We start from the raw sequence: 26,926 nt of genomic DNA on the forward strand, positions 1-26,926 counted from the left end.
CCTTACCCCTTCCCCTTTCCCCAGCCATCACGCAGCATTTTTGGGTTGGCAGACTACTAGAATCATTGGATCTGTTATCATCAGTATTTTGTTTGATAATTACTGATGAATGTTGATGAGCGTTTGTCGTACCCCTACGGGGAAGCAAGCTACAAGTAGCGTCTCCGACTCAGAGCAAACGCATCTAATTTTCGGTCACGATTCCTCAAATAAGCGATCGCCCTGATGTAAACGTTCCGCAATTTGATAAGTTTGCCCTTGAGATCGCATTGTCGGAGAATGAGCGGCTAAATACCGAGATGCAGCCACTAGTATATGAATTCCAGCCGAAGTTTGACCGAGGAAAGAATACTGACGAAAAGCGGCTTCTATTTCTTGAATGACATGAAAATCACGGTTTTCTCGTAGCATCAATTTTCCCAGTCTTGCCATCAGTTTTTCAGCACTACCACCACTGTATAAATAGTTAGCAACTAATTGCCCTGTCTGGTTTACTTGCTGCTGACGGTTTAATAAATCTGGTAGCTGCTGGAGTAATTGTTCGGGATTTTCCACAGCGTCTTTAGGTTCTGGCAGGCGTGCTGGTGGGACATTCAAAAAACGATTTAAATACAGACTCATCGCTGCATCAAACACACCTCTTAGCACTTCGACTGTTGGTACTCTTCGTAAAGCTTGATGTACGGCATTTGCAAACGTAAATGGATGGTGGGCTGAATTCCAATCTCCAAAGTCATTATTGGTGTGGAAGCGAGCTACTCGTAATGCTGCTGCATAAGTAACTACACCAGCTAATTGTTCTTCAGTACAACCTGCTTCCAGTGCATTCAACAGCGAGTCTGCGATCGCTTGTGGGTCTTCACCTAATAAAATTGGTATTAGTTCATCTGGTTGTGACCAACTTCCTTGTCGAGATTTGCCCACACTTAATGCAGTCGGTAATTGCTCAAAAGCCGACTCTAACATTGCCACCAAATCTACAGGGTAGCGCCAAGAATTGGATTCTTCCATGCGGGAGGCATTGGCTAAACCCGAAACTAGGCTAGCTAGAATTGATTCTGCTGCTTGCCAAGCTATAGCATCAAGTGCTTCTAATGCTTTATTGATAAAATCAAGCGTATGCCCGACATCAAGATAGCGACGATCCGTAGCAGCACAGAACAGCATATCTGCTATTTGCTTTGAATTAGCTCCTGAACGAATAGCAGAGACTAAACATCTTTGTGCCGCTTCAGCATCCCGCACCTGAATAAATTGGCGAAACCAGTTTTTGAGAGTCGCAAAATCTACTTTAGAGTTGGGTAATGGGTGAACGACAAACTCTGGTGGCGCACCTGCACTATCATTTGCTACTGCTGACAGTCCGTGGAATAAAGCACGGGGTTTGTCTTCTACATCGAGATAAGGTAGTAGATTCATCATGCAGGTATGGATAGTCAAACCTGTACTCCAACCTGCTTTGTTATAACGAGTGCCAAATTCTAGCCCCATGAGAAATGGTTCTACCGGATTCACCCCTATATCTAACAGTGCAAGCGTTGATTTCGCAATCACTAAAGAAATATTCTGCTCTAAACCGTCTTGCAGGCGTTGGCGGTGGTGGCTATGAGGGTTAACTAGTGGCGCTAAATTTACCCAAACTTCACCATCACGGATTTCTACTGGGAAACAAGGAACATCATCTGCCCACGAGTCAAACGTTCCACCGCTAGCAAGATCAAAACGGGCGTAATGCCAAGGACAGGTAACAATACCATCTTTGCAAGTGCTTCCTTGTAAGGGAAAGCCCATGTGAGGACAACGGTTATCAATTGCATAAACTGTATTGTTTGAATAAAACAAAGCAATGGTATGCTTTTCCTTGTGGACTAATAAACTGCCTGCTGCCTGAACTTCTGCAAGTTGAGCAACACGGATATAATCGTCTGTTTTCGTTGCACCTTCAAATATTTGAGTCATTTAATTGCACATAGGTAAATGTCAAAACCCTTATTTCTACTCTGACAAAGTTTTTCAGGTTTGAGCATTTGTGCATTCTAATTTTTGTTAACTTTAGAATCAGTAGTAAGTCCTACAGCAACCCTTTCGCTTAAGGCTGCTTTCTACTCTATTTCAGTTATGTATTTTTTGAAGTTGTTAATACAGTTTGCTTTTCCAGCAAAGTTTGTAAATCTACAATCAGATTCTCTCCATTTCGCCGCGCCTCCCATAAACCAGAGTAGCGAGAGCCAATACTCCACTTTCCTTGCATATAATCTTCGTTTTCTGAGACTGTACCTGTGTATGTAACTGGTGAAGGCGAAGTTATTAAATAAAGCTTTGTAAAGTTGATATTACGTCCAATTACCTCACCGCTAACAGTCGCTTCTCCTAAATAGTTATCATCCAAAATAGAACCCTTGAGAACATTTCCACTTTGCACAAAACTTGCTTCAAATCGACTTGGCATTTCATCTTGCCAATAAGTTCCTAACCAATTACCATTTATGTCCGCCATAGGAGTTTACAGTAATTTATGTTTTTTAATCTATACAGCACTTTCCTGAATCATGAAGTACAGTAGCAACAGTTAGCAAACCAATTTCGCAGATGCATAGGATTGATTATATTTAAAGCAACTGCAATCAATACATCCACCATTTGAGTAGTTTTTGGAGAAAATGTTTTGATAAAAGCTTTAAGCTGTGACCACCAATGTTCAATGGGATTAAAATCTGGTGAATAAGAAGATAGATTGATGACACTGGCACCAACAGATTCGATTATGGGCGTAATTTCATCGATCTTATGGGCAAATAGGTTGTCCATCATGACAACTGCACCTATCCATAATTGAGGCACTAACAACTTTTCGATAAACACACGAAAAGCATTACTATCCATTGAACCATCTAGTGTCATCACAGCCAATACTTTATCAATACTGATTGCGCCGACGATAGTGACTTTTTTACCTCGATAAAACCAGCAATTACAAGAACAGGTTTATAAAGACTTATGTTAGTAGCTTTTGTAAGGTAATTTTTTCTAAGTTATCTTGACAAAAGGTAAATGATTTGAGTGCGTGTACAATTTTAAACCTCGCTGTTCTGCTAAATATAGATACGCTTTAGTATTAGTAAATGCGATCGCTACCTCGGAATTATCGCTTATCTTTTGGCAGGAATAAGGGAATATCTGCTAGAAACACTATTTTTACGGCGTTTCTAGCGACAATGGCAATCGAGTTTACGACCAATAGAATGGGTGACTTCACCGCCGCCCGTCGAGTGACCAACTAGGACTACATCATTGAGATCCAGTGTCTCAATAAGCGTAGCGAGATCGTCCAGCTATCCATATCATTGCCGTTCCAAGGTTGGCTTGACCGCCCATGTCCACGCCCGCTACTAGTAATCATTACACACACTTTCATTACATCTAAATATATTTACGGTCTTGGGCTAGATGCCAACTTTTTCAGCCACACAGATGCTTCTTTGTACAACTTGAACCTGCTTTCATATACACGAAACTCTTTTGTGTGAACCATTCTTCTGCCCTGAACCCACTTTATGCCGTGGTACTTGTGCAGCAATTCGTGATATAAAACGAACTCAGCAACAAACTCTGGTATATTGGCATCGTCAAGAGTCAAACTTATGACCACACGATCTCTAGCTGTCTCATAATGTCCGAACTTACGGTAAGTGTTAATTTGGCTCCATGCAAGGCGTGGTTTGACAAGATTTGCCGCAAAATATTCGTAGTTCAGTTTGTCAAATAAATGATGTAGGTTATAAAATTTACCTTGGGCATTCTCTGCAATTACTTCAGCAATTAAATCAAGTTCCAGTAGTACATCGCTGTATTCTGATGAACTGGCAAACGACCTAATAAGTCGTGTACTAGCTTGGCTATTGCCCAAAAGGGCAGATTTGACTACCGCCTGTAAAACCTCTTCTGACGCATTAATAAAACCTTCATTAATCACAATTTTAGCAACGTTACTAGACTTTTTACCCTTGTATAAGAGTGCAAGATTAGTGAATTCAATCATTACTTCAACTGACTCCTGATCCTGTTTACTGAGAATTTCTTTAGCGATTTGCCGCACATAATAAGTGCTTCTCAGATGAAGTTGTAGGTTGCATTCATCTATCAGGAACTTCATCCAGGAGTATATTTGGCGGGATGAACTAGTCAGGTTGGCAGGTGTTACTTGCTGCTGGAAACATATTTTTTCAATTGCTGTCACTATTTTTACTAAAGTCTCGGTTATTTGTTGTATATGAGCAGCATTTGGGGTTGGAGCTGAAGATAAATCGAAAATGTTTTGTAAGATAATATTTTGTTGTGTTTTGATGTTTTTTATGCTAACACTCTCAATGTTCATCTTATTTGTATAAATCGGATTAGTTAGCAGTTTATCTAATTTAATACATTAAAAAATGAGCCTTCCAGATGGATTGAGTGTACCAGAATTTTGACTTTCCACGGGATGTAGGAAGTAAGATTGACTTGCTCGATATCTGACTTTTACCCTTAAGTCTTCAAAGGCTAGAAGACAATATTATGGCAACTGGTTGAGCAACTTTTGTAAACTATCTTGGCACCAAGTCAAAGCTATGGAGAGTATTGTATTGTGCCTATAATAAGTTACAGCTAATTCTAGCTACAAGTGAAGACCATAGAACTTCAAACGTGTGTATCGCTTCCTTTACGCATTAAAGGCAACACAAACAACAACTAAATTTTATCGGCAACGCAATAGTTTCTATTCTTATTGCGAATATGCTTAATCCGCGATCGCATATTGTTCAAATTATCACTGTAACCATCAGTCTGCCGCAGGACAAGCCCAAAGACTTGATTTAAAGTTCCGCGATCGCTGTTTTAGTATTTGGTTTTAAAATCATACAGTTGCCGAAAGTTCAGGGTTTATGTAACCTTAAAACCAAGAGATCATCCCTGAGTATAAATACTCATCTTGGTCAACGAATCACAGAGCAAACTTATGGTTACAGTCACAAAAAGATAACAGTTAACATCCTATGCAGCAGTCCACAAGAGGCAATTACCGGGATTTTTGGCGACAACTTGTTACGTTGGCTGCAATCTTTGGTGCTTTCGTTATCAACGTAGTATCGAACGTTTTTCCGCTCAATGGACTCAGTATTGGGGAAATTTCCAATACTTTATTTAAAAATGTCCTGATTATCCCTGCCAATTACGCCTTTGCTATCTGGGGGCTGATTTACCTTGGGTTGTTTGCTTTTGGGATATACCAAGCTTTACCTAACCAACGAGATGAGCCTGATTTACGTAAGACAGGTTATCTGTTGGTGATTGCCTGTGTTGCTCAAAGTATCTGGGTATATCTGTTTTTGTCTCGGCTTTTTGCTCTTTCTGTAATTGCAATGCTTTTGATTCTGTTGCCCCTAATTGGTGTTTATGTACAGTTAGAAATTGGCAAATCGCGTGTACCTAGGCTGAAAAAATGGTGTCTTCACTTTCCAATCAGCATTTATCTAGGCTGGATTAGCGTGGCGACCATCGTCAATGTAGCGTGTGCCTTGTATTTTCACGGGTGGAACGGTTGGGGAATTTCTGCGATAACATGGACTCTCATCATGGCATTGATAGCAACAGCAGTTGCAGCAGTTATAGTTATCCAGCGTCGAGACATCGCTTATGCAGGAGTAATACTCTGGGCACTAGTAGCAATCGCACTCAAACACTCTGAGAACTCAATACTCAGAAATACCGTGTTTGCTTTGGCAATTGTCCTAGTTTTGACCGCTACAATTAAAAGCTTACGCCCCCAACAAGAAAATATTTAACTGCGATCGCCTACCTGCCCACCGTAGGCTCACGCCCCAGGCATATCTCACATTTCCTCGCTTGTTTTCTGGCAAGCGCTTTCGCCTTTAATAAGTATTTATACGTGTTAAGGCAAATATTGGCTTGTCTTTGACATTAAGTGAATGCCAATGTATTTTAGTGTAGCGATCGCACTTAGATCGGAATTGTTAAGCTTTCAGTCTTGTTTGGATAATTTTCGATACATTACCGCAAATGCGCTGATACTTTATTTTCCCCTCTTCATAAATTCCGCAAAAACACCGTTACGCTATTTGTACTTGTGATCAAAACTAAGAACATCCAGTTTATTAGGGCGTGTTTATGACCAACCCTGTAACGACGGTTATCCAAGTCAATCTGGAGATGGCTCTAGAGGTAGCTCAAGAATTGGAGCAAGCTCCATACACTCAACTCGGTGCTTATTGTTTAGAGATTTTACGGGAAATAGGATGTACTGGTACCGAACTCCCAGTTAACTTACAAACTCGCGATCAGCAGTTAAACTTTATCACAGGCTTTGCATCTTATGCTTTTGGGGAGGTACAAAGTGTACAGAGCATTAATTGAAGACATTTTCTACGATCCCGAAGAGACAGAAGAGATAGAAGAGACTACTTTTCCCGCCACAGATAAAGATTTGTTGATTTTAACAGAAAGATTTTTAGCGTTTGAAATTCCTTCAAAGGTTTTCTTACAAGCTATAGCCATTGCTGATTATGACGGTGCTGCTGCTTTCCGCTACGTTGATAGTTATTTGAATACTCTCAAGAATAAGAATAAGCGCAAGCATAAAAAATTACTTGTTTTAGGTGCTTCTACTAGGTTTGATAATAATTGACGTGTTTCTTTACAAGCTAACTAACAACCAATACGATTTAGATCACATATTTTGCCCAACCGATGCAGAGACGTTGCATTGCAATGTCTCTGCATACATTTGTTACAGGCCGATAAGAAAAAACAATTAGAATTTATCTACTAAGCTGTTACGCATATAAGAAAGCACATCAACTGGTGAGGTTGTCATTTGTGCTTTGTCTTTGGTAACACACAAATGACTATGACGGTCTACACGGAAAATAGTGCAATATGTTGTAAGCGCGTTAGCTTAGACAAACTTGTTCATAGCTTTTACCTGCGATATCCCAAGTAAAATCTGTTTCTACCAGATGTCTACCGTTATGAGACAATTCTGCACGCAGATGTGGTTGATCGAAGAGTTGACTAATAGCGGTGATGTATTCCGTTGGTGTATTTGCTCGTAATGCCCGTAATGGGTGACTAACGCCATCTACAGCTAATCCTTCTAAGCCGCGATCGCTAGCTACTATAGGTACACCAGCTGCCATTGCTTCTAAAGTTTTATTTTTAATACCAAACCCAGTCCGCATGGGTACAACACAGATGGTACATTTATGCAAGTATTCTACCATTGAAGGTACACGCCCAATTACATTAATTCCTGGTTTTTGATCGAGTGCTAAAACTTCTGGCACTGGATGAGAACCGACAATATCGAAAATTGTATCAGGATAAAGTTTTTGGATTGCTGGCAAGACTTCGTTGCTGAAGAAGCAGACAGCATCAATGTTTGCCAAATTATCCATTGCGCCGATAAAAATTAAGCGATGTCCTCCTGGATCGGTGCTACGGTTGGGGAAAGAAACTAAATCTACGCCATTTGGAATAACTGTAATTTCACTATTGGGGTTAAATTCTTGTAGTTGAATTTTATCTTCTTCTGTTGTCGCTACAATTGCCGAAAACTTACCACAGTAGCTTTGCTCATAACGCCGCAGAAGCGGTAGATTAATTTTGTCTCTCAGGGAATTTTCTGAAATGCCTGTGGTTAGTTGGTTTCGACAGGTAGCGTAAACAGAACTATGAACATTCACTATAGTTTTTAGCTGTTTCTGAAAATGCGATTGCACATAAATTTCATTGACGCTATGTTCGCAGGTAATTACATCACATTTCCCTGCTTCCACCCAGTTATCAACCCATGTTTGCATCTCAAGTGAGTAGCGGTTAAGTACGCTTGGCGGTGTCCCTTGTTGCAAAAATTGACCAAATCGCTGTATTTTCTTCAATATTCCAGTGGTTCCAGAATCTGAAGGGCGTTCAAAAATGGCTAGATGATCCACACAATTGCGTAATTCCGCTACTTCTGCATCTGTCACATCGCCCTCGCGTTGAGTAGCGAGGGTAACAGTATGGCGTTGACTCAGGTATTTCAGTAAATGAAATGTTCTGACTTGGGTTCCCCCGCGCGTTGGTGGGTAGGGAAAGGTAGAAGATAGCATTAAGATGTTCATATAAGTCATGAATCAAATGTGATATGTACACCATGACCTCATTAGAGGCTGTATGTCATCATTTGATTTACAGTAGCTTTCAAATCAATAGACAATGCGTAGACCTCTCTTTAAATCCAGTACTACGCCGAAAACAGTGAACATTTTAGTTTAAATCAGATGGATGGACAGGTGAACCGAAAAGTTCTACAATCTGACTGATTGTGGTAAAGTTACCTATTGCCCAATCCACATAAGCATAGTAAAGATTTTCTAGCGATCCGGTTTGATTGTGGAAGCACTAAATTAATATAAGAAAGTCTTGAGTAAGGGGCAGCAAACAAATGGATGTAAAGCTGATTCTAGCTGGATTAACAGTTATCTTCACGCTTTCGTGCTTATTCTTTGGCACGAAAAACGGATTCTATGATTCAGATAACTATCACGGCAATGGTTCCGCACATTGAAATAAATCTGTAGAGGCTTGGGCGACTTTCCGTAGGGTGAGTTTGCTAACAGCTCTCAGAAGTTGCAAAGGTAAAACACACAAGAGGCAAACTCCTTTAGCTCCTAGTTTGATGGCTTCTCGTTAGCCCACCTTTCCGAACCAGTGCGGGTTCGGCTGAGGCGTCCTCCCCAATCAAAAATCTGTATTCTCAGGGTGTAGGGGCGCACGCGAAAACTTACCCCTAAGTCACAAAACCAAAACTTGTGTAACGTAACTTTTGGCTTTTGGGATATGTCCATGATGATGAGGTTGGAGGGGAGGACAGTATGAGGGATAATCTGTCGGCATCTTCTAGCGTAGATGCTGCGGAAGTGGGTACTGAATTAGAATGTTTGCCCTATAGTGTCCAGCATCACGATGAGGGCGTGTGTTTATTGGTAAAGATGGGGCCACACCGCATCTTGTTAGACTGTGGTATGGAAGATATTTCATCGCTGGCTAAGGGGCTTACTAGGTCGGAACGTGCATCTAGTTCGCCCCTACCAGCAGATTTAGTTTTGATTAGTCACGCCCACCCAGATCACTCCAGAGGCTTGCTGGCACTACATAAAGCTTTTCCTAAGTTACCTATCTATGGTAGCGAAGTAACCAGCAAGTTACTGCCACTGAATTGGCTAGATCAAGATGCTGAGGAAATTTCCAAATTTTGTCATGCTTTGCCGTTGCGATCACCTGTGGAATTTCAAGATGGTTTAGTCGCAGAATTATTTCCCGCCGGGCATCTACCAGGGGCAGTGGCCATTCTCCTTACCTACACCACCAAGCAGCGTACTTACAAATTACTCTATACAGGGGATTTTTTCTTATCAAATTCCCGGCTGGTAGAAGGTTTGCGTTTAGAGGAACTGCGGGGCTTAGACTTGGATGTGCTGATCATTGAAGGCAGTTATGGCACATCCCGTCATCCTCACCGCCGCAACCAGGAAAATCAACTAGCAGAGCGAATTAATCGGGCGATCGCTGACCATTGTTCTGTAATCCTTCCTACTCCTGCTTTAGGATTGGGTCAAGAGATGCTAATGCTGTTACGCTCTCATCACCATTTCACCGGAAGAGATTTAGATATCTGGGTGGATGGTGCTGTGGCTACTGGCTGCGATGCTTACCTAGAACTGTTACCCCACCTCCCCCCATCTGTGCAAAACTTCGCCCGCCATCAACCCTTATTTTGGGATGAACGGGTACGTCCTCGCGTGCGTCGTTTACAAGCAGAACATCGTCCCACAGTGGGCAAGTCACCTTGTATCGTCCTCACCGACTCTACATCTGATTTAGGCAAACACTGCCAACTAGACACCGGCCCTTGGCTGATCCTTCTTCCAGAAAAAATTGATATAAAAGTTAATAAAGAATATTTGGCACCCACCACTGTTGAAAGCTATCTCTTAGCGCAACATAGTGATGGCCCTGGTACTACGCAGTTAATTCATAATTTGCGACCCCAGCACGTCATTTTTGTCCACGGTTCTCCTGCTTACTTAGCAGACCTGACTAGCTTGGAAGAGTTGCAAAACCGCTACCATATACATTCTCCGGCGGCTAACACCTTAGTAGAACTGCCTATTGGCGATACATTCTTGCAACCGGCAGCACCAGAGACTAACTACGAAGGCGAACTGACAGAGTTGGGAACAGTAATCACAATTACCCTACCCAATATGATTACTGCCGATCCGCGTTGGCGGCAATTTGCCGATACTGGTTTAATCGAAGCTCGTTGGCAAGGGGAAGAACTAGTCTTAAGGGGATTGTCTCAACGAGAACTTCTTAGCCAAAATAGCGATCGCTATACATGGACGGATGTTGACTGTTGTGGTACTTGCCGACATCAAAGGGGACAGAGGTGTTGGAACCCAGCTTCGCCGTTGTATAACTTTAAGGTAACTCTTGAAGGTTACTGTCCTGCTTTTGAAGGTTTATCTAGTACTGAGTCCTAAGTTAGGATTTATGACTTAGAACTCGGCACTAGGCACCAGTGGCTTTTCCCTTGACGCTAGGCTCTCCCTTTGGGGTAAGTGGAGAGCCTAGCGAATCAGCTGGCAGAATCAGAAACCAGTTACCTCCGACGAGAAACCTGTTTTTATTACTGGCTCCTCAACACTGATTATTCTGGATTCGAGTCAGTGTAACGGTTGTGGATGCGTTCGGCTTCGGGACAGTCTTCAGTCATCAGAGGTTCCACATTTCCACGTGGCACTGAAGCCAGTTTTTGCGTTACAGCACCAATGCTCTCGAGGCGAACCATTTCTTCCCAAGAACAAACTTCGTCCTCTTCTTCTGTTTCATAGCGTAGGGTCACTAAATCTCCCTCTATGTCGATGATGCGGGCGCGTTCAATCCAGCGTTGCTGGTCCCGCAAGAAAACACATACCTCGCGCCCATCGCAACAGAGTTGATAAATCTTGCGGTGTAGCATGTACTGTTTCTGCCTTTTTAAACAACGTAGTTAAACCTGTCAAAATCTGGGTTCTACCCCATTACATTACACCTTTGGGAGGCTAATTTCACCGTTGAGAACAAGTACGCTTTATCACTCAATGCCAAAATTTGCCTGTAGTTGTCAAAATATTGGGAAATATTGGGTAATAAATCATGAGTTGCTCTGGCAATGAATTCAATCTCCTTTCAGCTTATTCTAAGGAACGTCTGCTTCATAGAAGTCAAACAATTCGGAATCTGTCCTAATCAGGTTCATATTTCTTGGTGAGTCATCCTTACCATTATGTAATAAATAATACTCCAAAACAATCGTTGATTGCGGTTGTTTAATCTGCCTACTTTTACTCATTGGCATTGCTGGGAAGTCCGGGGACTCGGCTTTACTTTTACCCACTTGTATCTGATCTTAACTCATTCTCTTGCTGACCTTGATGGTTTTCAGCAACAACACCCAAAGAGTTTTCAATTTTTAAGGTTTTTTGCCTGATGATGGGTAAGAAAAGGGCAAGAGAATGGAATATTGAGTGAGCATAAATACTTGCAACAAGCTTTTCCCGGTTCCTCTGGTTCTTTTGGAGGATCAGGAAGATTTATGTGGTAGGGGAAATTCTATAAGCAAGTTCGATGAGGATGCTTCTCGTTTAATTCTACCTGCACGAACTGCGTCATATAGGGCTGCAAGGTCTGGCAAATCCTCTGACTGATAGCATTTAGTAGCTAGCACTTGCTGGAGTAAACCCTCAGATTCAACACTAAGATATCCAGTTTGGAAAGCAGATTCAACGATTGTGCGAATCATCTTGGTTAGGACAGGGTAAACAATTTGTTACATCAAGTGTGGTACATTTTTTTTTGCAACTAGTTGACATGGAACATTAATATTATGTGATTATAATTACACGTAAACAGTGATCCGTATCACAGAAATGGTATTAAACATAAGATTTAGATGGGACTAATCGGGGTATACGGTGAGATTTTAATACCAAGATATTTAGCATTAATCTTGGTAAGCTAAATAGTTTGACAATATTAAAGAAACATAAGCAATCAAGCAAAAAACTGGCGGAAATCTTCATCCTTTTGGCTTAATTGCACCCAGTCTAAGTTTAGGGACTGAAATTTTTGCACCAAGCGATCGCAAGCCGGACGTTCGGTAGCATAATGTCCCGCATCTATTAAGATAAGATTGCGTTGGTGCAGCCCGCCGTAGGCATCGCGGCTTTCTTGAAACTGATGAAACTTACAGTCAGAAGTCAGATAAGCCTGGGCACCAGTTTTGGCGACGGCTGAAATGTAACCAGCCCCCGAACCACCCAAAACAGCAACTCGTGAAATTATTTGCTGTAAGTCAGTAGTTGGGGAAAAAATCAAATTAGGGGGAGCAAGCCGGGTTTGAATAGCTGCGAGTAATTCCTGTAGTGTCAAAAATGGCTCTAGCAAACCAACACGACCATATCCTAATCCTGCTTGTGTTGGTACTATGGGAGTAACTTGCTTGAGTTCTAAAATTTGAGCTAATACATCAGCTGTACCATCCTGCACTTGGTCGAAATTGGTGTGAGCGCTGTAAATACCAATATTGTGGGTAAAAGCCAACCGTACCATTTCTGCGATCGCTTCACCAGTGCGTAAAGATTTGAGAGGATTAAAAATCAAGGGATGATGGGCGAATATCAGATTAGCATTTTCTGCGATCGCTTCTTGCATTACTGCCAAAGTCGGTGTCAAACAAACCAAAACCCGTACTTTTTCCTGCAACACTCCTGGTTCAATCTGCCAGCCGCAATTATCCCAGCTTTCACACCAAGCGGGATTTGCCCATGCTTCAAACCAAGTAATTAAATCAGCAATTTTCATAATTATTTTCTTCGGCAATTTTTAATTGCTAATCAGTGTTTCTGTGGTCGAATATTTAATTTTAATGCTAATTCCTGGCGCATTTCTTGGAAAGGTTTGTTCCATACTGGGCTAGCATTCCAGTTCCACACTGCTACTGGGATAAGTTGCTCCTCAGCTAGATAAGTGAGTAGACGATATTCGTCTTCTGGTTCACGAGAAAAAGTGAAGGGATTCCGGTAGCCTGTATCACATAGTTTATAAGATACGACTTGACCATGATTAATCCGTTGTACAAGTTCCTTACCTTTGGCGAGTAAATAATCCAAAAAAACCAGACTAAAAGGCTCTATGTAGGCGCGTTTTTGTGGCTCTTTTTGTACCCACCTCGCCCACTCAAACCCATACATAAAATCGTGAACATAACGAAAGCGAATTTCTGTTTTAGTTCCGAACATTTCTACCAGAGAAACCATCTTTTCACCAAAAATTTTGAGAAAAGGAATAGCGCCCTCATTTGCTACTAAAGCCTGCCTAAGCATACTACTAACTAGAAAATCAAAATCCCAAAATATATTTTCTGGGAAGTTTTGTAACTGGCTACAGACTATGATTTCGAGAGTTTTCTGAAGATTTGTAAGAAGTTCAATGTCAGTGTTTTGCTCAGTAATTAAATTTTCCAACTCCGCAAAGCTAGTAACTAATTTCTTTTGGGGATTAAGTGATAATAAATTAATAGACTGTTGGGCAAGGATTTCATCAATATATTGGAAAGTATGAGTTGGTGTCAGTTCTTGCTTCATAGTAATTGAAATCACCCAGACAGCTTACACTAACTATTAGTGTATATCGAAATAAGGAAATTATTAAATAAGGAAAAATAAACTTAACTTTTAAGTTTACAAATTGACACCAATTATTTAATATAATATGTCTGATTAATTCCGCATCAATAATTTTATAATGAAAATTCTAGGATGATTATTTGATTTCTGAAAAAATTAGGTATGTAGGGGGTGTCTTAGAACGGAGTTCCTAACCACCATTATCGAGAATTGGGTGCATTTCTACGTATCTTTTCAGAAATCAAACCGGATTCCTGTATCACGAAAAAATTTGTTTAATGTATATTCCCGCGAGTTTATGAAATTATATTCAAAGGGTAGGTATAATAACCAGAGTATTTAAACTCTACAAAACTTAAGCTGAAACCAAACTTGAAAATCAGCTATCCAGAAATGTGGATAACCAATTCTCTTAAATGACTGTGCTGACGATGTTCCCAAATATAAATTCCCTGCCAAGTTCCCAGTACTAGATGACCTCGATTAATGGGGATATTTTCAGAAGTGTGGGTGAGTGCAGTACGAATGTGTGCTGGCATATCATCGGGACCTTCTGCGTCGTGAATGTATTTGCCTGATTCTGGGACAAGTTTTGCCATAAAATTAGCTAAATCCAGAAGAACATCAGGATCGGCATTCTCTTGAATAACTAAACTAGCTGAAGTGTGGCGCAAAAATAAAGTACAAAGACCAGTTTCAATCCCCGATTCTGCAACTGCGGCTTCAATTTTAGCGGTGATGTTGTAAAAAGATTTGGCAGTAGTGGAAATTTTTAGTAACTTTTGGTAGTGAGTCATTTAAAACAGTAATGATTGATGACAATAACAGATAATTCGCAGTTCAATCTGCTTTATTTGGTTGTTGTTTTGCTGTTGGTTGATTGCTAGATTGAGTATGGTTATTATAAATCTTTCTGAAGACAGTTAACATCTGTAAATTGTATTCTTGAGACGTAGATTTATTTATCTATGGTTTGAGTTCGTATTATTACATTAATATTGTTTTCAATAACTTTATTTTATCTGTAAATAATTGAGAATAGCATGAGCGATCGCTTCATTACCATCTTTAGCAATTAGCTGGGATTGCTTTGGTAGTTGGGGTAACTGATGCAGAAAATCCCAAGTCCCTTGAAAAAACTCAGATGGGGTGATGATTTGATGCTGGTTATAATTTGTTATGCCTTCTAGTAGAAAAGCTGCTTCGGCAAAGTCCTCACGAGGGATAGTAACAATAGGTACTCCCAAGAGTGTAGCTTCAGCAAAAGTACTGTAGCCAGGTTTAGAAACGACTCGCCCACAAATAGGCATAAAATCTACTGGGCGGTATTTACGGTCATTAATTTTCACTAAATTAGGTAAATCAGGCGCAGATTTATCAAAGACGATAAATTGCCAATCTGGAAATCGCCGCAGGTTATCGTAGGGAATTTGCTGCAAACCCAAGCCGCCAAATGTCAATAAAATAGTTTTTTCGATAGGTGCAGTTATTCCCCAAAGAGAACGTAAATCATCAGCAGAGTAATGGGGGGAACCACCTGTTAGACCGACATCTGTGATATTGTTGAAAGCTTGCATCTGTTCGTGGAAAGGGAGACGGAATAGGCGATCGCACTTTGAGTACCAATCACTAATCCAATCTGCAACTGCTGTAAATTCCCCTCCCCAATCTCGGTAGATAAAGTCCCAGCCAAAGTTACTCATCATCCAGCAAGGGATATTTGCACCTTTGGCAAACCCAGGAGTCAGGAAGGGAATATCTGCCAAAATGAGATGAACGCGATTTTGGCGGATAAAATTAACTTCTGAGGCAATGAGCGAATTTTGATGCTTCTTAATATCTAGCAACTTTTCTAAAGTCGCTACTTTATCCATCGTCAAACTATCGGTTTGCACCACACCCAAATCAAATGCACGGGGACGATAGATGAAATCGCCTTCTATATAGCACTCTAGCAACCAGCGCGGGGCAGTGGTAACAAGAATTAGCAAAATTTCTGGACATAATTTTTGAATTGTCGCAGCGACGGAAGCCATACGGGTAGCATGACCAAAGCCGTGGTTAGTGATGGCTAAGTATAAGATTGGGCGTTCCATTTAAAAGGTAGGAGGTAGAAGTTAGAAGTTATACGAATTCTGTATGAAGCTGCGTCAAATTATATGAGCAACGAACCGCAAAGGACGCAAAGGACACAAAGAAAGAAAATTTGCTGTAGCCTCACAAAGAATTGGTATTAGGAGTTAAAAATTAAAATCATAATTACCAGACTGATAACTTATAACTCCTAATTTTTAACTAATTTTGCAAAAACTTTGAATGGCCTCAACTAATTGGTCGATTTCCGATTCTAAAGTCAGGTAATGGATGGTGGCACGTATACAGCTAGGATCGGCAATTGTCCTAGTTAATATGTTTTGTGAGTCTAGAAATTGTACTAACTTGAGATTTGCTTGGGGCTGATTATTTACAAGTTGGAACGAGACTATACCGCTTTCAGGTGGGGATGTTCGCAAACATTTAACATCGGGTAACGCTACTAAACGCCGCCAAAGGTACTCGCTGTTTTGGCAAATTTGCTCGTAACGTTCCTGTGAAGTTCCCCATTGCTGATGAATTGCGATCGCTTCCTTTAACCCAACATACAACGGATAAGCTAATGTAGACACTTCATACCGTCGCCCATCGGGAAGCCAGTCCACAGGCTGAGATTGACTATCTACAACAATGCCATTCAAGCCAATAAACGTAGGCTTCAGGCTTTCTCGTGCTTCTGGACGAACATACAAACCACCAGCACCCGCAGGGCCACATAACCATTTGTGACCAGTGAAAGCATAAAAATCTACACCCAATTCTGTTAAGTTTAAAGGCAATAAACCAACAGATTGGGCAGCATCTATCAACAAGAAAGAATGATTATTTCTGCATACTTCGGCAATTTTATCAAGGGGTAAAACTTGACCAGTATTCCAGAAAACATGACTTAATATTACAAGACGAGTATTAGGACGTAAGTGGTGGGCAATAACTTGTACAGGATCGCCCTCATTTAAAGTCGCTTTCAGAGGACAGGTGGTAACTTCTACCGCGAATCTCCGCGCGATTTCTTGTGTAGTGGCAATCACGCCTGGATGTTCGCAGTCTGAAAGCAGTATATGGTCGCCAGAATGCCAGTCAATGCCCCACATAGCTATATTACAGCCAACTGTGACATTCTGGGTAAGGGTAATTGCTTCACTTGGTGCATTTAACTCTGAAGCGATCGCAACTCTAGCGGCTTGAGTCTGCGGCGCTATCCAGCGATACGCCTCATTACCAAAGGGGCCTATTTGCTGAACATAAGCCTGAGTTTCGGTCATAGCATCCATTGCCCTTTGGGGCATTGGCCCTTGTCCCCCATAATTGAAATAAGTCTTATTGGCTAAAGCGGGAAATTGCTCTCGATGGCTTTGCAGCTTGGTTTGGGCGACAGAAAGACTAGTCATAATTTCTAAGGGATATCTTTTGTTTACAGGCTATTGATACTTAGTAGCAATGGTAAAAATAGGGATGAGATTAATTTAAGCGATCGCAGCCAAATCTTATCTTGTAATCAGTAACGATAAATGCTCTTTGACTTTTTTTCCTAAATTCTGCGCTGTTTGAGGCGTAATTAGATGGTGTTTGAATTCTGATGCATGAAGCCACGGGGTACTTTGGCGATCGGGATCAGACTCATAGCGTGGGAAGAGATGCCAATGAATATGTGGTTCACTATTGCCATAACAGGCATAATTCATTTTCCACGGACTAAAAGCATTAACGATCGCTTGTCCTGCCAGCATCACCTCTTGAAATAAGGCAGACTGGATAGGTGGAGCAAGTTCATGCAACTCTCTAATATGTTTTTTTAGAAGAATCAGGGAGTATCCGCCATGAAATTGATGATCGCCAATCACAAAGATTGAATGCTCAAATTCATGGATGAAGTAAGGATTTTTACCGCGTCTCCACAGTGTGACACGCTCACAGATGAGGCATGGCTCATGTTGTTCTGTCATATACCCTTGTAATGATGGATAAAACGTGATTTTGTTATTCTCCCTCATCTGTCACCCAAGAGAAACGCAAACACTTAGCTGTTGACTGTATAGAATAAACGGCAAATCAGGTGTAAAGGCGTTGGCGTAGCCCCACCGTAACCCATAGGGGAAGCAAGCTACGCGTAGCGTCTGTCTACGACACGCTGCGCGAACGCAGAGAATGTATCGCCACTTGCAAACTTTAGTTGTCTAAGTTGTTTCCACATAATACTAATTCTTGTTAACTTAAAAGAATGCTAATTAATGCTGAACTCCTACTGCAATACCAACGTTGTAAACGCCGAACTTTTCTAGATATCCACGGTGACAAAAGTCAGCGCGATGCACCCAATGAGTTGCTGCGGAAACTGCAACAGGACAAAATCGCTCATCAGCTAAGTGCTTTGGCACAGATGACTTACCACCAACCAGATTATTCTTATGGAAACTGGGAAATAGCAGAGCAGGCAACTTTAGAATTGATGGAGCGTGGCGTTGAGTACATTTATAAAGGAGTACTGCTAGCAAATTATTCTGACGAATATACCCTGCTGAGTCGCCCAAATTTACTTGTGAAACAGCCTGGACAGTCTCGTTTTGGAGATTGGATGTATGTCCCAGCTAGTATTGAATTGGGTAAGCGCCCTAAGCAAGAATATCAAGTTGTCGCTGCATTTCATACCCAAGTCTTGGCAACAGTACAGGGAGTTGTACCAGAAACAGCTTTGCTGATATTGCGAACCAAAAGCACCAACTATACGGTGGATTTGTTTAAATGGATGCCACGAATGCAGCAAATTCTGGAGGAGTTTATTGAAGTTGTAGAGTTACCGAATCCGCCAGAGGTGTTTATTTCTCGGCAAAAGTGCAATTTTTGCCATTGGTATAGTCAATGTTATGCGATCGCTCAATCTGAAAAACATCTCTCACTATTACCAGGTGTAACACCTCTTCGCTACACTCAACTCCAAGACGTAGCCATCACCACACTAGAATCTCTTGCTAATACCAGTCCCAACACCTTAGAAAATCTAGTTGGTTTTGATCCGAAAGTAGCACCCAAGCTAGTAGTGCAAGCTCAATCTGCATTGGAAAAACGACCTCTAGTTTTACCCTATCCGCTACCAATAGAAAATATTACATTCACAGCACCCATAGAACTTTACTTTGATATTGAGGCACAGCCAGACTTAGATTTAAATTATCTTTTGGGGGTTTTGGTCGTTGATAGACTTGCCAATACAGAACAGTTTTATTCGTTTTTAGCAGATAAACCAGAAGACGAAGAGTTAGTTTGGCAGCAATTTTTGGATTTAGTTTGGCAATATCCCGAAGCGCCAATTTATCATTTTTGTGTCTACGAGTTTGATACAGTCAAACGCCTAGCAAAGCTTTACAACACTCCCTATGCCTCAGTGCGTCCTGTACTGAACCGATTTGTGGATGTGTATGAACAATTAACCCAAAGTGTAGCATTACCTGTAGAAAGTTATGCCCTCAAAGCGATCGCACGTTGGTTAGGATTTGAGTGGCGGGAAAAAGAAGCTAGTGGTGCCAAATGTATTTACTGGTACGATCAGTGGCTAGAAACTGGCGATCGCACCTTACTAGAAATTATCCAAAGCTACAACGAAGATGACTGCCGCGCTACCCACAGAGTAAAAGACTGGCTTGTAAACTTTTTTCAGGAAGAATATGGTTTGCGACTAGCTTAAGTAATTTCGTATTTTATAAAGGTTTTCAATTTCTTGGAATACAGATTATTTTTAGCAGCACACAGATGTGTAGCGCTATATTCTTCAGCGTGATATCTTATTTGTTAATTTTACACTCTAACAAAAAACTCTATGCAGCTAATTAAGAAAACCTTCGCAATTCCACGAATTATTTACTTATTTATCCCGATTCTAATTATCAGTTTTTTATTAACAAAATTACCATTAAGTGCTGTTGAAGTTAGTAGCATAGAGTTTATCGGTGAAGCTACTTTACCGAAAGGCTTAATCTTTAAGAAAACTGAGGTTGGAGGTTTATCTGGAATTACTTATGATGCAAAAAACAATTTTTATTATGCTATTTCTGATGACCGTGGACAAAAAGCTGCTGCCCGCTTCTACACCCTAAAAATAGATTTAAGCAAGGGTTCTCTAAAAAAAAGCGGAGTTATTCCTATAGATGTTACCACATTATTAAATGAAAATGATCAAACATTTCGCCCTAGTGAAACTGATACAGAAGGTATTACATTAACTAATAAATCAACTATATTTATTTCTTCTGAAGGCGACGCGGCAAAACTAATTAATCCTTTTATTAAAGAATTCTCACTATCTTCTGATAAAGAAATTACAACACTTCCCATCCCAAACAAATTTTTGCCAGATAAAGCTGGTAAACAAGGTATCCGCAACAATTTGGCTTTTGAAAGCCTCACCATCACACCTGATAAAAAGAATCTATTTACAGCCAGCGAAAATGCTCTGATTCAAGATGGTGTTGCCGCTAAACCTAACATCGGTAGTCCTTGCCGGATTTTGCAATACAACTTACTCAACAGCCAGCCAGAAAAGGAGTTTCTTTACCAGACAGAACCAGTTTCACCCTTTTTGAATCTGACTGGCAAATTTGCTAGTGGACTACCTGATTTACTTGCTCTCGATAATCAAGGGCACTTCCTAAGTTTAGAAAGGTCTTTTACTGGTTTAGGATTTGCTATTTCCCTATTTCAGGTTTCTTTAGAACAAGCTGATGATATTCATCACATAGATAGTCTTTTAGCAATTGACTTCAAAAATATTAAACCAGTTCAGAAAAAACTACTGTTAGATTTGAGAACCCTAGATGTACTGCTAGACAACATCGAAGGTTTAACTCTTGGCCCTAAACTACCCGATGGTCAACAATCATTAATTCTTGTAAGTGATAACAATTTTAACTCACTACAACGTACCCAGATACTAGCCTTTAAAATGAAAATTGAAACACCACTGACCAGATTATTACGCCGTTTACTGCCGAATCTCAATCGTTAGCTGGACACAACCATCCCCCGTTTACTGCTATTTAGTTATTTCTGCTTATTCCTGTGTATTCACGGAATCTACTAGGTAACTTTATCTAGCCTATTCGTAGTTTACGTGTAATTTCTCAACCGTATTCCTTAATAAATATGTTACATAATGTTTAAGAAATTTTGCAGGCAGATTAACCGTAATGGCAGTATATTATTAATTTCCGACAAATTCTGATATTTTTAGATTTAAATTTAGTACTTAACTAGACTGATTAAACTAATTTGCCAAAAGTATTTTTCATAAATGATTTTTATGCCACAAAAAAAAATTGAGAATATGGTAGGGCAAAAAGCAGAATTAGACAATTATATCGGACAATTTTTAAATAATCGCTATTTAATCAGAGATTTGATCGGCAAAGGGGGGATGGGGAGAGTTTATTTAGCAGAAGATACTGCTAAAGGTGGTATGCCAATCGCAATCAAAATCTTATCATTTAGTTTGGCGAACCAGCACATGTCCCAACGCTTTGCCAGAGAGATTTTTATTGGGGCTCAATTGGGCCGCAAAAGTAAACATATTGTTCGTATTTTAAATTATGGGTTTACTGAGGATAAAACTCCATTTTATGTAATGGAATACCTCCAAGGAAAAAATCTCAAACAAATTCTCAAAATTCAGCCCTTAACAATATCAAAATTTTTGGAGATTTGTAATCAAATTTGTTTAGGCTTACAATGTGCCCATCAAGGTATTAGCCTCAAAGGAGAGATTTACCCCATTGTTCATAGAGATATAAAACCCGAAAATATATTCCTTAGTGAAGATAGTAAAGAACGAGAAGTTGTTAAAATACTCGATTTTGGCATCGCCAAATTTTTAACAGAACGAAGTGGGATGACCCTGACAGATTCTTTTATTGGCAGTTTACCTTACTGTTCTCCAGAACACATGGAAGGGCGCAAATTGCTAGATGTGCGCTCTGATATTTACAGTTTGGGAGTATTAATGTTTGAGATGCTAACAGGAAAACATCCATTTCAGACAAAAAGTAACTCCTTTGGTACTTGGTATCAAGCGCATCGCTTTCAAATGCCACCTACAGTTGAAGAAGTCAACCCACAAGTCAAAGTACCGCAGATATTAGAAAAACTGTTGATGAGTTGTTTAGCAAAAGAAGTAAGCGATCGCCCGCAAAATATCAACCAAATATTAGAAGGTTTAGAAAAGGTTAATAGTCAGATTAATGATGTTATTGCTAACAATAGTAGTGACATTCTTAAAGCCTTACTTCCAGTTCAATTAGTACCAGCAACATTCTTGTCAGAACAAGAATGTTTGCAGAAAAATTGGCCTAAGAACAAACCAATTGCGCCAATTGGTTTTCCCCATTTATTACAAACTCCTCAAAGACCTATACCAACTTTTTGGGCAATGTTGCCCAAACAAGAGATTGCAAAATTTTTGAATAAAGTACACAGCACTGAATTTATTAGTAAAATTAATGTATATCCGATGTTGTTGTGGGTAACAGTCCTATACGATGCCCAGCCTTCTATGACTAAGTGGCTACCTTATTTTCTAGATTTGAAAGATAATAAAGGGCAGAATATAGCACGTAGTTTAGCAGAGGTAGGCTACTATCATCTACTATTCTTTCCCCTAGAAGAGCCAAACCGTTGCTCTCATGTAACAACCTTAAGTCTTACAGTTAATCAGCGTCAGCAACTTGTAGATTGGTTAGACATGAGTCAACAGTCAAATGAATTAATTTTGTCTAATCAAGCTAAAAATCTTCTAAAAACAGAGTACGAAAAACTAAAATTAGACATTTTACAAAAGTTAGCCGCAGATCAGAAAGCTGAAAAAGAAGGGTTAAAAAATTGGATGGATAAATTCTTGGAGATTTTTTTTAAACTTTTATCGCGTTCTTAAAAGTGCGTGATTAAAATACTTGCCACCATTACCTAGTTATATTGTTATGTGTGTATTACTAACTTTAAATAGATTCAGCAGCAGAGGTGAATAAAGTGAATCAAAGCCCATTTACATCTCCAAGTAGTACGGGCTTACTTGCCAATCGTTATCAACTGAAGCAATTAATTGGTAGCGGTGGTATGGGTGAAGTTTTCTTAGCAAATGATATTTTGTTAGGAGGTATACCAGTTGCTATCAAGTTTTTAACTCAGACTGTTGTCGATAGCAAGATGCAACAAGACTTTGCTCGTGAAGCTTTAATGAGCGCAGCTTTGAGTCAAAAGAGCTTACACATAGTGCGGGCGTATGATTATGGTGTCAATGAGAAAGGAAAACCATACTACGTGATGGAATATCTATGTGGTAAGAGTTTAAAGGACTTAATTCCACTACCATTGTCGATGTTTTTGACTCTTTCCCGCCAAATTTGTTTGGGCTTACAGTGTGCCCATCAAGGTATTAATATTGACGGCAAAATTTGTCCGTTGGTTCATAGAGATATTAAGCCTGCCAATATATTAGTTATTCCTGATCCGATATTAGGTCAGTTAGTTAAAATCCTCGATTTTGGGATTGCTAGATTTTTAAATTATGCATCAACAGCTAGTACAAGCAGGGGATTTAATGGCACTTTACCCTACTGTTCTCCAGAACAGCTAGATGGAGAAAAATTAGACAGTCGCTCTGACATTTATAGCCTGGGTGTGATGATGTTTGAAATGCTCACAGGCAAAAAACCTTGGGAACCAGAAACTGATTATTTTGGTGCTTGGTATAAAGCACATCACTTTGAACAACCAAAAACGATCGCAGATGTTAAACCAACTCTGAAAATACCTCAGAAGCTAAATAATTTAATCATGTCTTGTCTTGCAAAAAAATCTTGCGATCGCCCACAAAATATCGCTCAAATTTTGCAAGTATTAAATAGCTTAGAACAATCTAATTCTACCAATTTACCAACAAATTTATCCTCTAATCCCATCCTTAGCCGTCCCCTAGATTCTGGATTACCAATTGCAGTAGAACAAAGCTGCCGGCAACTTTTGTGGCCTCAAAATAAACCAACTCAAGAAATTGTTTTTCCCCAGCTTATAGATACTGCACAAGAATCTATGACCGCACTATGGTTGATGTTGCCTAAACAAGAAATCAAAAACTATGGTCTTTCTACCCGTTACAACCAGTTTATCTTCATGACATCCCCTCACCCAATGCTGTTGTGGGTAACTGTACTCTACAATCGGCAATTGGCTCCTAAGTGGCTACCATGCTACTTAGATATGCAAAATCCCCAAAATCTTAAGATGGTAGGTTTTCTGGCTGAAAATGAACACTATCCTTTGATTTTCTTTACTCTGGAAGCACCACATTCCTGCGCCAATGTCCTCAGCAGCCGCATCGAGCCAACTCAGCGACAAATGTTGAGAACCTGGGTGCAACAAACTCATAGCCTACCACCAGCTTCTGTGCCCCAAGTCAGCAAACAGCTATTAAAACAGCAATATAAACAAATGCAATCCCGGATATTGCACCATCTGGAATCCAAGCCCCAGGTTGTATTATCAAGGTCTATTTAACGGTAAATTCGCGCCTTGGAGAGACGGGACAAAAATAATTTCTAATTTTCCATTCCAAAATGCTTGACAAGCAGAAAAAAAATAGTGATAATAGCAAAGTTGACCAAACAAGGGACTGTAGTTCAATTGGTTAGAGCACCGCCCTGTCACGGCGGAAGTTGCGGGTTCGAGCCCCGTCAGTCCCGTTCTAAATTTATAAGTAGTGAATCACCGAACTTCGGTGATTTTTGATTTGGAATTCCCCAAAAGGATTGACCCAGAATTGGGGGTTTGAATATAAGCTACATTTATCATGCTTTGCGAAAGAGAGAATTAACTGTGACTGTCAGAGTCCGTATTGCGCCGAGTCCAACCGGAAATTTACATATTGGTACAGCTAGAACGGCTGTATTTAACTGGTTATTTGCCCGTCACCACGGCGGGAAATTTATCCTGCGAATAGAAGATACAGACCTAGAGCGATCGCGTCCCGAATACACCGACAATATTCTTGAAGGATTGCGCTGGCTAGGACTGAACTGGGATGAAGGGCCATTTTTCCAATCTCAACGCCTCGATCTTTATAAAGAAGCAGTACAAAAACTGCTAGATCAAGGATTAGCCTATCGCTGCTACACCACCAGCGAAGAATTAGAAGCGCTAAGAGAAGCTCAAAAAGCTAGAGGCGAAGCCCCTCGCTATGACAACCGTCACCGCAACCTCACACCAGAACAACGTGCCGCTTATGAAGCAGAAGGTCGTTCTTCTGTGATTCGCTTCAAAATCGAAGATGGGCAGGAAATTGTCTGGAATGACCTAGTAAGGGGAAAAATGTCTTGGCGAGGTAGCGATTTAGGTGGTGATATGGTCATCGCCCGCGCCTCAGAAGAGGGTAGCGGTCAACCACTATACAATTTTGTCGTTGTAGTGGATGACATCGATATGCAAATTACTCATGTCATTCGCGGAGAAGACCACATCGCCAACACCGCCAAGCAAATTCTGTTGTATGAAGCAATGGGTGCAAAAATTCCAGAGTTCTCCCACACGCCATTAATTTTGAACATGGAAGGGCGCAAGCTTTCTAAGCGAGATGGTGTTACTTCCATTTCTGAGTTTCAGAAAATGGGCTTTACTGCTGAAGGCTTGGTGAATTACATGACATTGCTGGGTTGGTCGCCACCAGACTCGACGCAAGAAATATTTACTTTAGAAACAGCAGGTAAAGAGTTTGGCTTTGAGCGTGTAAATAAAGCAGGCGCAAAGTTTGACTGGGACAAGCTGGATTGGTTGAACAGTCAGTATATCCACAATACACCAGTAGATAAACTCACAGATTTACTCATACCCTTTTGGGAAGCGGCTGGCTATAAATTTGATGGTGGAAGAGATCGCGCCTGGTTAGAACAGCTTGTAACTTTAATTAGCCAGAGTTTGACTCGTTTAGTAGATGCAGTACCTCAAGGGCAACTGTTTTTTAGCGACACAGTTGAATTTAGCGAAGAAGGCAGTACACAATTAAAGCAAGAAGGTTCTACTGCTGTCCTTGAGGCGATTGTTACAGCTTTAGAAAATCAGCCGCAACTCTCGGAAGCCGCCGCTCAGGTCATTATCAAACAAGTGGTGAAAGAGCAAAAAGTCAAAAAAGGCTTGGTAATGCGATCACTCCGAGCAGCCTTAACTGGAGATGTTCATGGCCCCGACCTCATTCAATCTTGGTTACTACTAAATCAGATTGGTTTAGACAAATCGCGTTTGAGTAGGGCAATAACAGAAGCTAATTAGCGATTACTTCCAGATTTTAGAAATATTTTAGATTTTAGGGGCGCACAAACGTGTGCCCCTATCCATAAGGTAGAGCAACTATAAGAACAACAAATCATTGACTAATTACTAATGAATTATCCCCAATTTCAAATCTAAAATAGGTAGTCAATTCTCCCCACATTGGGAACTTGGTGTGTAAAATTCATGTCTTCAAAACCACTTAGAAGCGAACGTAATTACAATGCCGACAAAAGCGCTCAATAGAGGGATGAGATTATCGTTGATGATAGTTACGCTCTTCATCACATCGACAGTTAACGCTGTGACTGATGCTCAGGAAGCGCCAACGATATTTGGAGATGTAACTATTAGTCCCCAGTTTTCGCCAGACCCCCTGACAGTTCGCGGGATGAGTGGTGGTTCAATATCTGGGAGTAAAGTAGGTGGGAGAAGTGAAACAGCCACTGGCCCTTGTACCGGATTTGTTGATGAAACACCAGACCACACATTAGCGTTAACAAGTAAATTCGACTACCTAAAGTTGCAAGTCCAAAGTCCTGAAGACACCACCATAATTATCAAGGGACCAGGTGGTACTTGGTGTAATGACGATTTTGATGGCAAAAATGCCGGCATTGTTGGTGAATGGCTAGCTGGAAGTTACCAAGTTTGGGTTGGTTCCTACGAAAAAGGTAAGTATCTTCCTTACACTCTCAAAATTACAGAAGTTAAGTAGAAAATTGGGAATTGGGAATTGGTTTTTCCCCTGCCCCCTGCCC

Annotated in this window: 22 protein-coding genes, 1 tRNA gene and 2 pseudogenes; 11 read left to right on the top strand and 14 right to left on the bottom strand. The window is 40.6% G+C overall.

Features of this window, described 5'->3' with window-relative positions:
• Positions 1–195: 195 nt before the first annotated feature.
• The 5 genes and pseudogenes from G1O98_RS23485 to G1O98_RS23505 form a co-directional block, all read right to left on the bottom strand.
• A complete protein-coding gene (locus tag G1O98_RS23485; RefSeq protein WP_163932534.1) occupies positions 196–1,959 on the bottom strand; it encodes a Rieske (2Fe-2S) protein in 1,764 nt (587 codons plus the stop codon).
• A 157-nt stretch (positions 1,960–2,116) separates the two neighbouring features.
• Positions 2,117–2,497, bottom strand: a complete 381-nt coding sequence (locus G1O98_RS23490; RefSeq protein WP_163932537.1) for a hypothetical protein — start codon at positions 2,495–2,497, stop codon at positions 2,117–2,119.
• A 50-nt stretch (positions 2,498–2,547) separates the two neighbouring features.
• Positions 2,548–2,946: pseudogene (locus G1O98_RS23495) on the bottom strand (transposase); the annotation flags it as partial.
• Positions 2,947–3,248: 302 nt separating this feature from the next.
• Positions 3,249–3,382 (bottom strand): annotated as a pseudogene (locus G1O98_RS41180) (alpha/beta hydrolase); the annotation flags it as partial.
• A gap of 48 nt (positions 3,383–3,430) precedes the next feature.
• Complete coding sequence (locus G1O98_RS23505) at positions 3,431–4,237, bottom strand: M48 family peptidase (protein WP_345940581.1); 807 nt, start codon at positions 4,235–4,237, stop codon at positions 3,431–3,433.
• 796 nt (positions 4,238–5,033) lie between these two features.
• Between G1O98_RS23505 and G1O98_RS23510 the strand changes: the two genes are divergently transcribed.
• From G1O98_RS23510 to G1O98_RS23520, 3 genes are all read left to right on the top strand, one after another.
• Positions 5,034–5,822 (top strand): tryptophan-rich sensory protein, encoded by a 789-nt coding sequence (locus G1O98_RS23510; protein ID WP_163932543.1) that lies wholly within the window; start codon positions 5,034–5,036, stop codon positions 5,820–5,822.
• 343 nt (positions 5,823–6,165) lie between these two features.
• Positions 6,166–6,411, top strand: coding sequence for a hypothetical protein (locus G1O98_RS23515; RefSeq protein WP_163932545.1), 246 nt, complete (start codon positions 6,166–6,168; stop codon positions 6,409–6,411).
• Entirely contained in the window at positions 6,392–6,682 is a 291-nt protein-coding gene (locus G1O98_RS23520; protein ID WP_163932549.1) for a hypothetical protein, read from the top strand. Before G1O98_RS23515 ends, G1O98_RS23520 begins: the two co-directional genes overlap by 20 nt.
• 265 nt (positions 6,683–6,947) lie before the next feature.
• Here G1O98_RS23520 and G1O98_RS23525 read toward each other — a convergent pair whose 3' ends face one another.
• On the bottom strand, positions 6,948–8,159 hold the full coding sequence (locus tag G1O98_RS23525; RefSeq protein ID WP_163932588.1) for a glycosyltransferase family 4 protein: 1,212 nt from the start codon (positions 8,157–8,159) through the stop codon (positions 6,948–6,950).
• Positions 8,160–8,912: 753 nt separating this feature from the next.
• Between G1O98_RS23525 and G1O98_RS23530 the strand changes: the two genes are divergently transcribed.
• On the top strand, positions 8,913–10,583 hold the full coding sequence (locus G1O98_RS23530; RefSeq protein WP_163932552.1) for an MBL fold metallo-hydrolase: 1,671 nt from the start codon (positions 8,913–8,915) through the stop codon (positions 10,581–10,583).
• Between the two features lie 167 nt (positions 10,584–10,750).
• On the opposite strand, the gene G1O98_RS23535 is transcribed toward G1O98_RS23530, so the two are convergent.
• From G1O98_RS23535 to G1O98_RS23570, 8 genes are all read right to left on the bottom strand, one after another.
• Positions 10,751–11,062 carry a DUF6679 family protein gene (locus G1O98_RS23535; RefSeq protein WP_012408115.1) on the bottom strand — a complete coding sequence of 104 codons (312 nt, stop codon included), beginning with the start codon at positions 11,060–11,062 and terminating at the stop codon, positions 10,751–10,753.
• 603 nt (positions 11,063–11,665) lie between these two features.
• Entirely contained in the window at positions 11,666–11,884 is a 219-nt protein-coding gene (locus G1O98_RS23540; protein WP_114084135.1) for a hypothetical protein, read from the bottom strand.
• Positions 11,885–12,135: 251 nt separating this feature from the next.
• Positions 12,136–12,945 (bottom strand): Nif3-like dinuclear metal center hexameric protein, encoded by an 810-nt coding sequence (locus G1O98_RS23545; protein WP_163932556.1) that lies wholly within the window; start codon positions 12,943–12,945, stop codon positions 12,136–12,138.
• A gap of 32 nt (positions 12,946–12,977) precedes the next feature.
• Positions 12,978–13,727: a hypothetical protein gene (locus G1O98_RS23550; RefSeq protein ID WP_163932559.1), complete on the bottom strand. Its 750-nt coding sequence runs from the start codon at positions 13,725–13,727 to the stop codon at positions 12,978–12,980.
• Positions 13,728–14,152: 425 nt separating this feature from the next.
• Positions 14,153–14,566: a secondary thiamine-phosphate synthase enzyme YjbQ gene (locus G1O98_RS23555; protein ID WP_163932562.1), complete on the bottom strand. Its 414-nt coding sequence runs from the start codon at positions 14,564–14,566 to the stop codon at positions 14,153–14,155.
• A gap of 216 nt (positions 14,567–14,782) precedes the next feature.
• Positions 14,783–15,865: a glycosyl transferase gene (locus G1O98_RS23560; protein ID WP_163932565.1), complete on the bottom strand. Its 1,083-nt coding sequence runs from the start codon at positions 15,863–15,865 to the stop codon at positions 14,783–14,785.
• A gap of 195 nt (positions 15,866–16,060) precedes the next feature.
• Positions 16,061–17,254 carry an aminotransferase class V-fold PLP-dependent enzyme gene (locus G1O98_RS23565; RefSeq protein ID WP_163932568.1) on the bottom strand — a complete coding sequence of 398 codons (1,194 nt, stop codon included), beginning with the start codon at positions 17,252–17,254 and terminating at the stop codon, positions 16,061–16,063.
• Between the two features lie 96 nt (positions 17,255–17,350).
• Positions 17,351–17,809, bottom strand: a complete 459-nt coding sequence (locus G1O98_RS23570; RefSeq protein WP_163932572.1) for an HIT family protein — start codon at positions 17,807–17,809, stop codon at positions 17,351–17,353.
• Positions 17,810–18,084: 275 nt separating this feature from the next.
• Between G1O98_RS23570 and G1O98_RS23575 the strand changes: the two genes are divergently transcribed.
• From G1O98_RS23575 to G1O98_RS23605, 7 genes are all read left to right on the top strand, one after another.
• Positions 18,085–19,545, top strand: a complete 1,461-nt coding sequence (locus G1O98_RS23575; protein ID WP_163932575.1) for a TM0106 family RecB-like putative nuclease — start codon at positions 18,085–18,087, stop codon at positions 19,543–19,545.
• Positions 19,546–19,677: 132 nt separating this feature from the next.
• The gene (locus G1O98_RS23580) at positions 19,678–20,862 is read left to right on the top strand and encodes an esterase-like activity of phytase family protein (protein WP_163932578.1); all 1,185 of its coding nucleotides are present in this window, start codon (positions 19,678–19,680) and stop codon (positions 20,860–20,862) included.
• A gap of 294 nt (positions 20,863–21,156) precedes the next feature.
• The gene (locus G1O98_RS23585) at positions 21,157–22,779 is read left to right on the top strand and encodes a serine/threonine-protein kinase (protein ID WP_243458515.1); all 1,623 of its coding nucleotides are present in this window, start codon (positions 21,157–21,159) and stop codon (positions 22,777–22,779) included.
• Positions 22,780–22,874: 95 nt separating this feature from the next.
• Positions 22,875–24,401, top strand: a complete 1,527-nt coding sequence (locus tag G1O98_RS23590; RefSeq protein WP_163932580.1) for a serine/threonine-protein kinase — start codon at positions 22,875–22,877, stop codon at positions 24,399–24,401.
• Positions 24,402–24,512: 111 nt separating this feature from the next.
• Positions 24,513–24,586: transfer RNA gene (locus tag G1O98_RS23595), tRNA-Asp, on the top strand.
• A 133-nt stretch (positions 24,587–24,719) separates the two neighbouring features.
• The gene (gene gltX / locus G1O98_RS23600; protein ID WP_163932582.1) at positions 24,720–26,165 is read left to right on the top strand and encodes a glutamate--tRNA ligase; all 1,446 of its coding nucleotides are present in this window, start codon (positions 24,720–24,722) and stop codon (positions 26,163–26,165) included.
• Between the two features lie 223 nt (positions 26,166–26,388).
• Complete coding sequence (locus G1O98_RS23605) at positions 26,389–26,883, top strand: hypothetical protein (RefSeq protein WP_163932584.1); 495 nt, start codon at positions 26,389–26,391, stop codon at positions 26,881–26,883.
• Positions 26,884–26,926: the final 43 nt, after the last annotated feature.

The sequence above is a fragment of the Nostoc sp. UIC 10630 genome, assembly GCF_010747425.1.
Taxonomy (GTDB): Bacteria; Cyanobacteriota; Cyanobacteriia; order Cyanobacteriales; family Nostocaceae; genus Nostoc.

Excerpts from the sequence above, each read along its gene's own strand:
- G1O98_RS23485 (WP_163932534.1), bottom strand. The coding sequence starts at position 1,959 with ATGACTCAAATATTTGAAGGTGCAACGAAAACAGACGATTATATCCGT.
- G1O98_RS23490 (WP_163932537.1), bottom strand. The coding sequence starts at position 2,497 with ATGGCGGACATAAATGGTAATTGGTTAGGAACTTATTGGCAAGATGAA.
- G1O98_RS23510 (WP_163932543.1), top strand. The coding sequence starts at position 5,034 with ATGCAGCAGTCCACAAGAGGCAATTACCGGGATTTTTGGCGACAACTT.
- G1O98_RS23515 (WP_163932545.1), top strand. The coding sequence starts at position 6,166 with ATGACCAACCCTGTAACGACGGTTATCCAAGTCAATCTGGAGATGGCT.
- G1O98_RS23525 (WP_163932588.1), bottom strand. The coding sequence starts at position 8,159 with ATGAACATCTTAATGCTATCTTCTACCTTTCCCTACCCACCAACGCGC.
- G1O98_RS23530 (WP_163932552.1), top strand. The coding sequence starts at position 8,913 with ATGAGGGATAATCTGTCGGCATCTTCTAGCGTAGATGCTGCGGAAGTG.
- G1O98_RS23535 (WP_012408115.1), bottom strand. The coding sequence starts at position 11,062 with ATGCTACACCGCAAGATTTATCAACTCTGTTGCGATGGGCGCGAGGTA.
- G1O98_RS23540 (WP_114084135.1), bottom strand. The coding sequence starts at position 11,884 with ATGATTCGCACAATCGTTGAATCTGCTTTCCAAACTGGATATCTTAGT.
- G1O98_RS23545 (WP_163932556.1), bottom strand. The coding sequence starts at position 12,945 with ATGAAAATTGCTGATTTAATTACTTGGTTTGAAGCATGGGCAAATCCC.
- G1O98_RS23550 (WP_163932559.1), bottom strand. The coding sequence starts at position 13,727 with ATGAAGCAAGAACTGACACCAACTCATACTTTCCAATATATTGATGAA.
- G1O98_RS23555 (WP_163932562.1), bottom strand. The coding sequence starts at position 14,566 with ATGACTCACTACCAAAAGTTACTAAAAATTTCCACTACTGCCAAATCT.
- G1O98_RS23560 (WP_163932565.1), bottom strand. The coding sequence starts at position 15,865 with ATGGAACGCCCAATCTTATACTTAGCCATCACTAACCACGGCTTTGGT.
- G1O98_RS23565 (WP_163932568.1), bottom strand. The coding sequence starts at position 17,254 with ATGACTAGTCTTTCTGTCGCCCAAACCAAGCTGCAAAGCCATCGAGAG.
- G1O98_RS23570 (WP_163932572.1), bottom strand. The coding sequence starts at position 17,809 with ATGACAGAACAACATGAGCCATGCCTCATCTGTGAGCGTGTCACACTG.
- G1O98_RS23575 (WP_163932575.1), top strand. The coding sequence starts at position 18,085 with ATGCTAATTAATGCTGAACTCCTACTGCAATACCAACGTTGTAAACGC.
- G1O98_RS23580 (WP_163932578.1), top strand. The coding sequence starts at position 19,678 with ATGCAGCTAATTAAGAAAACCTTCGCAATTCCACGAATTATTTACTTA.
- G1O98_RS23585 (WP_243458515.1), top strand. The coding sequence starts at position 21,157 with ATGCCACAAAAAAAAATTGAGAATATGGTAGGGCAAAAAGCAGAATTA.
- G1O98_RS23605 (WP_163932584.1), top strand. The coding sequence starts at position 26,389 with ATGCCGACAAAAGCGCTCAATAGAGGGATGAGATTATCGTTGATGATA.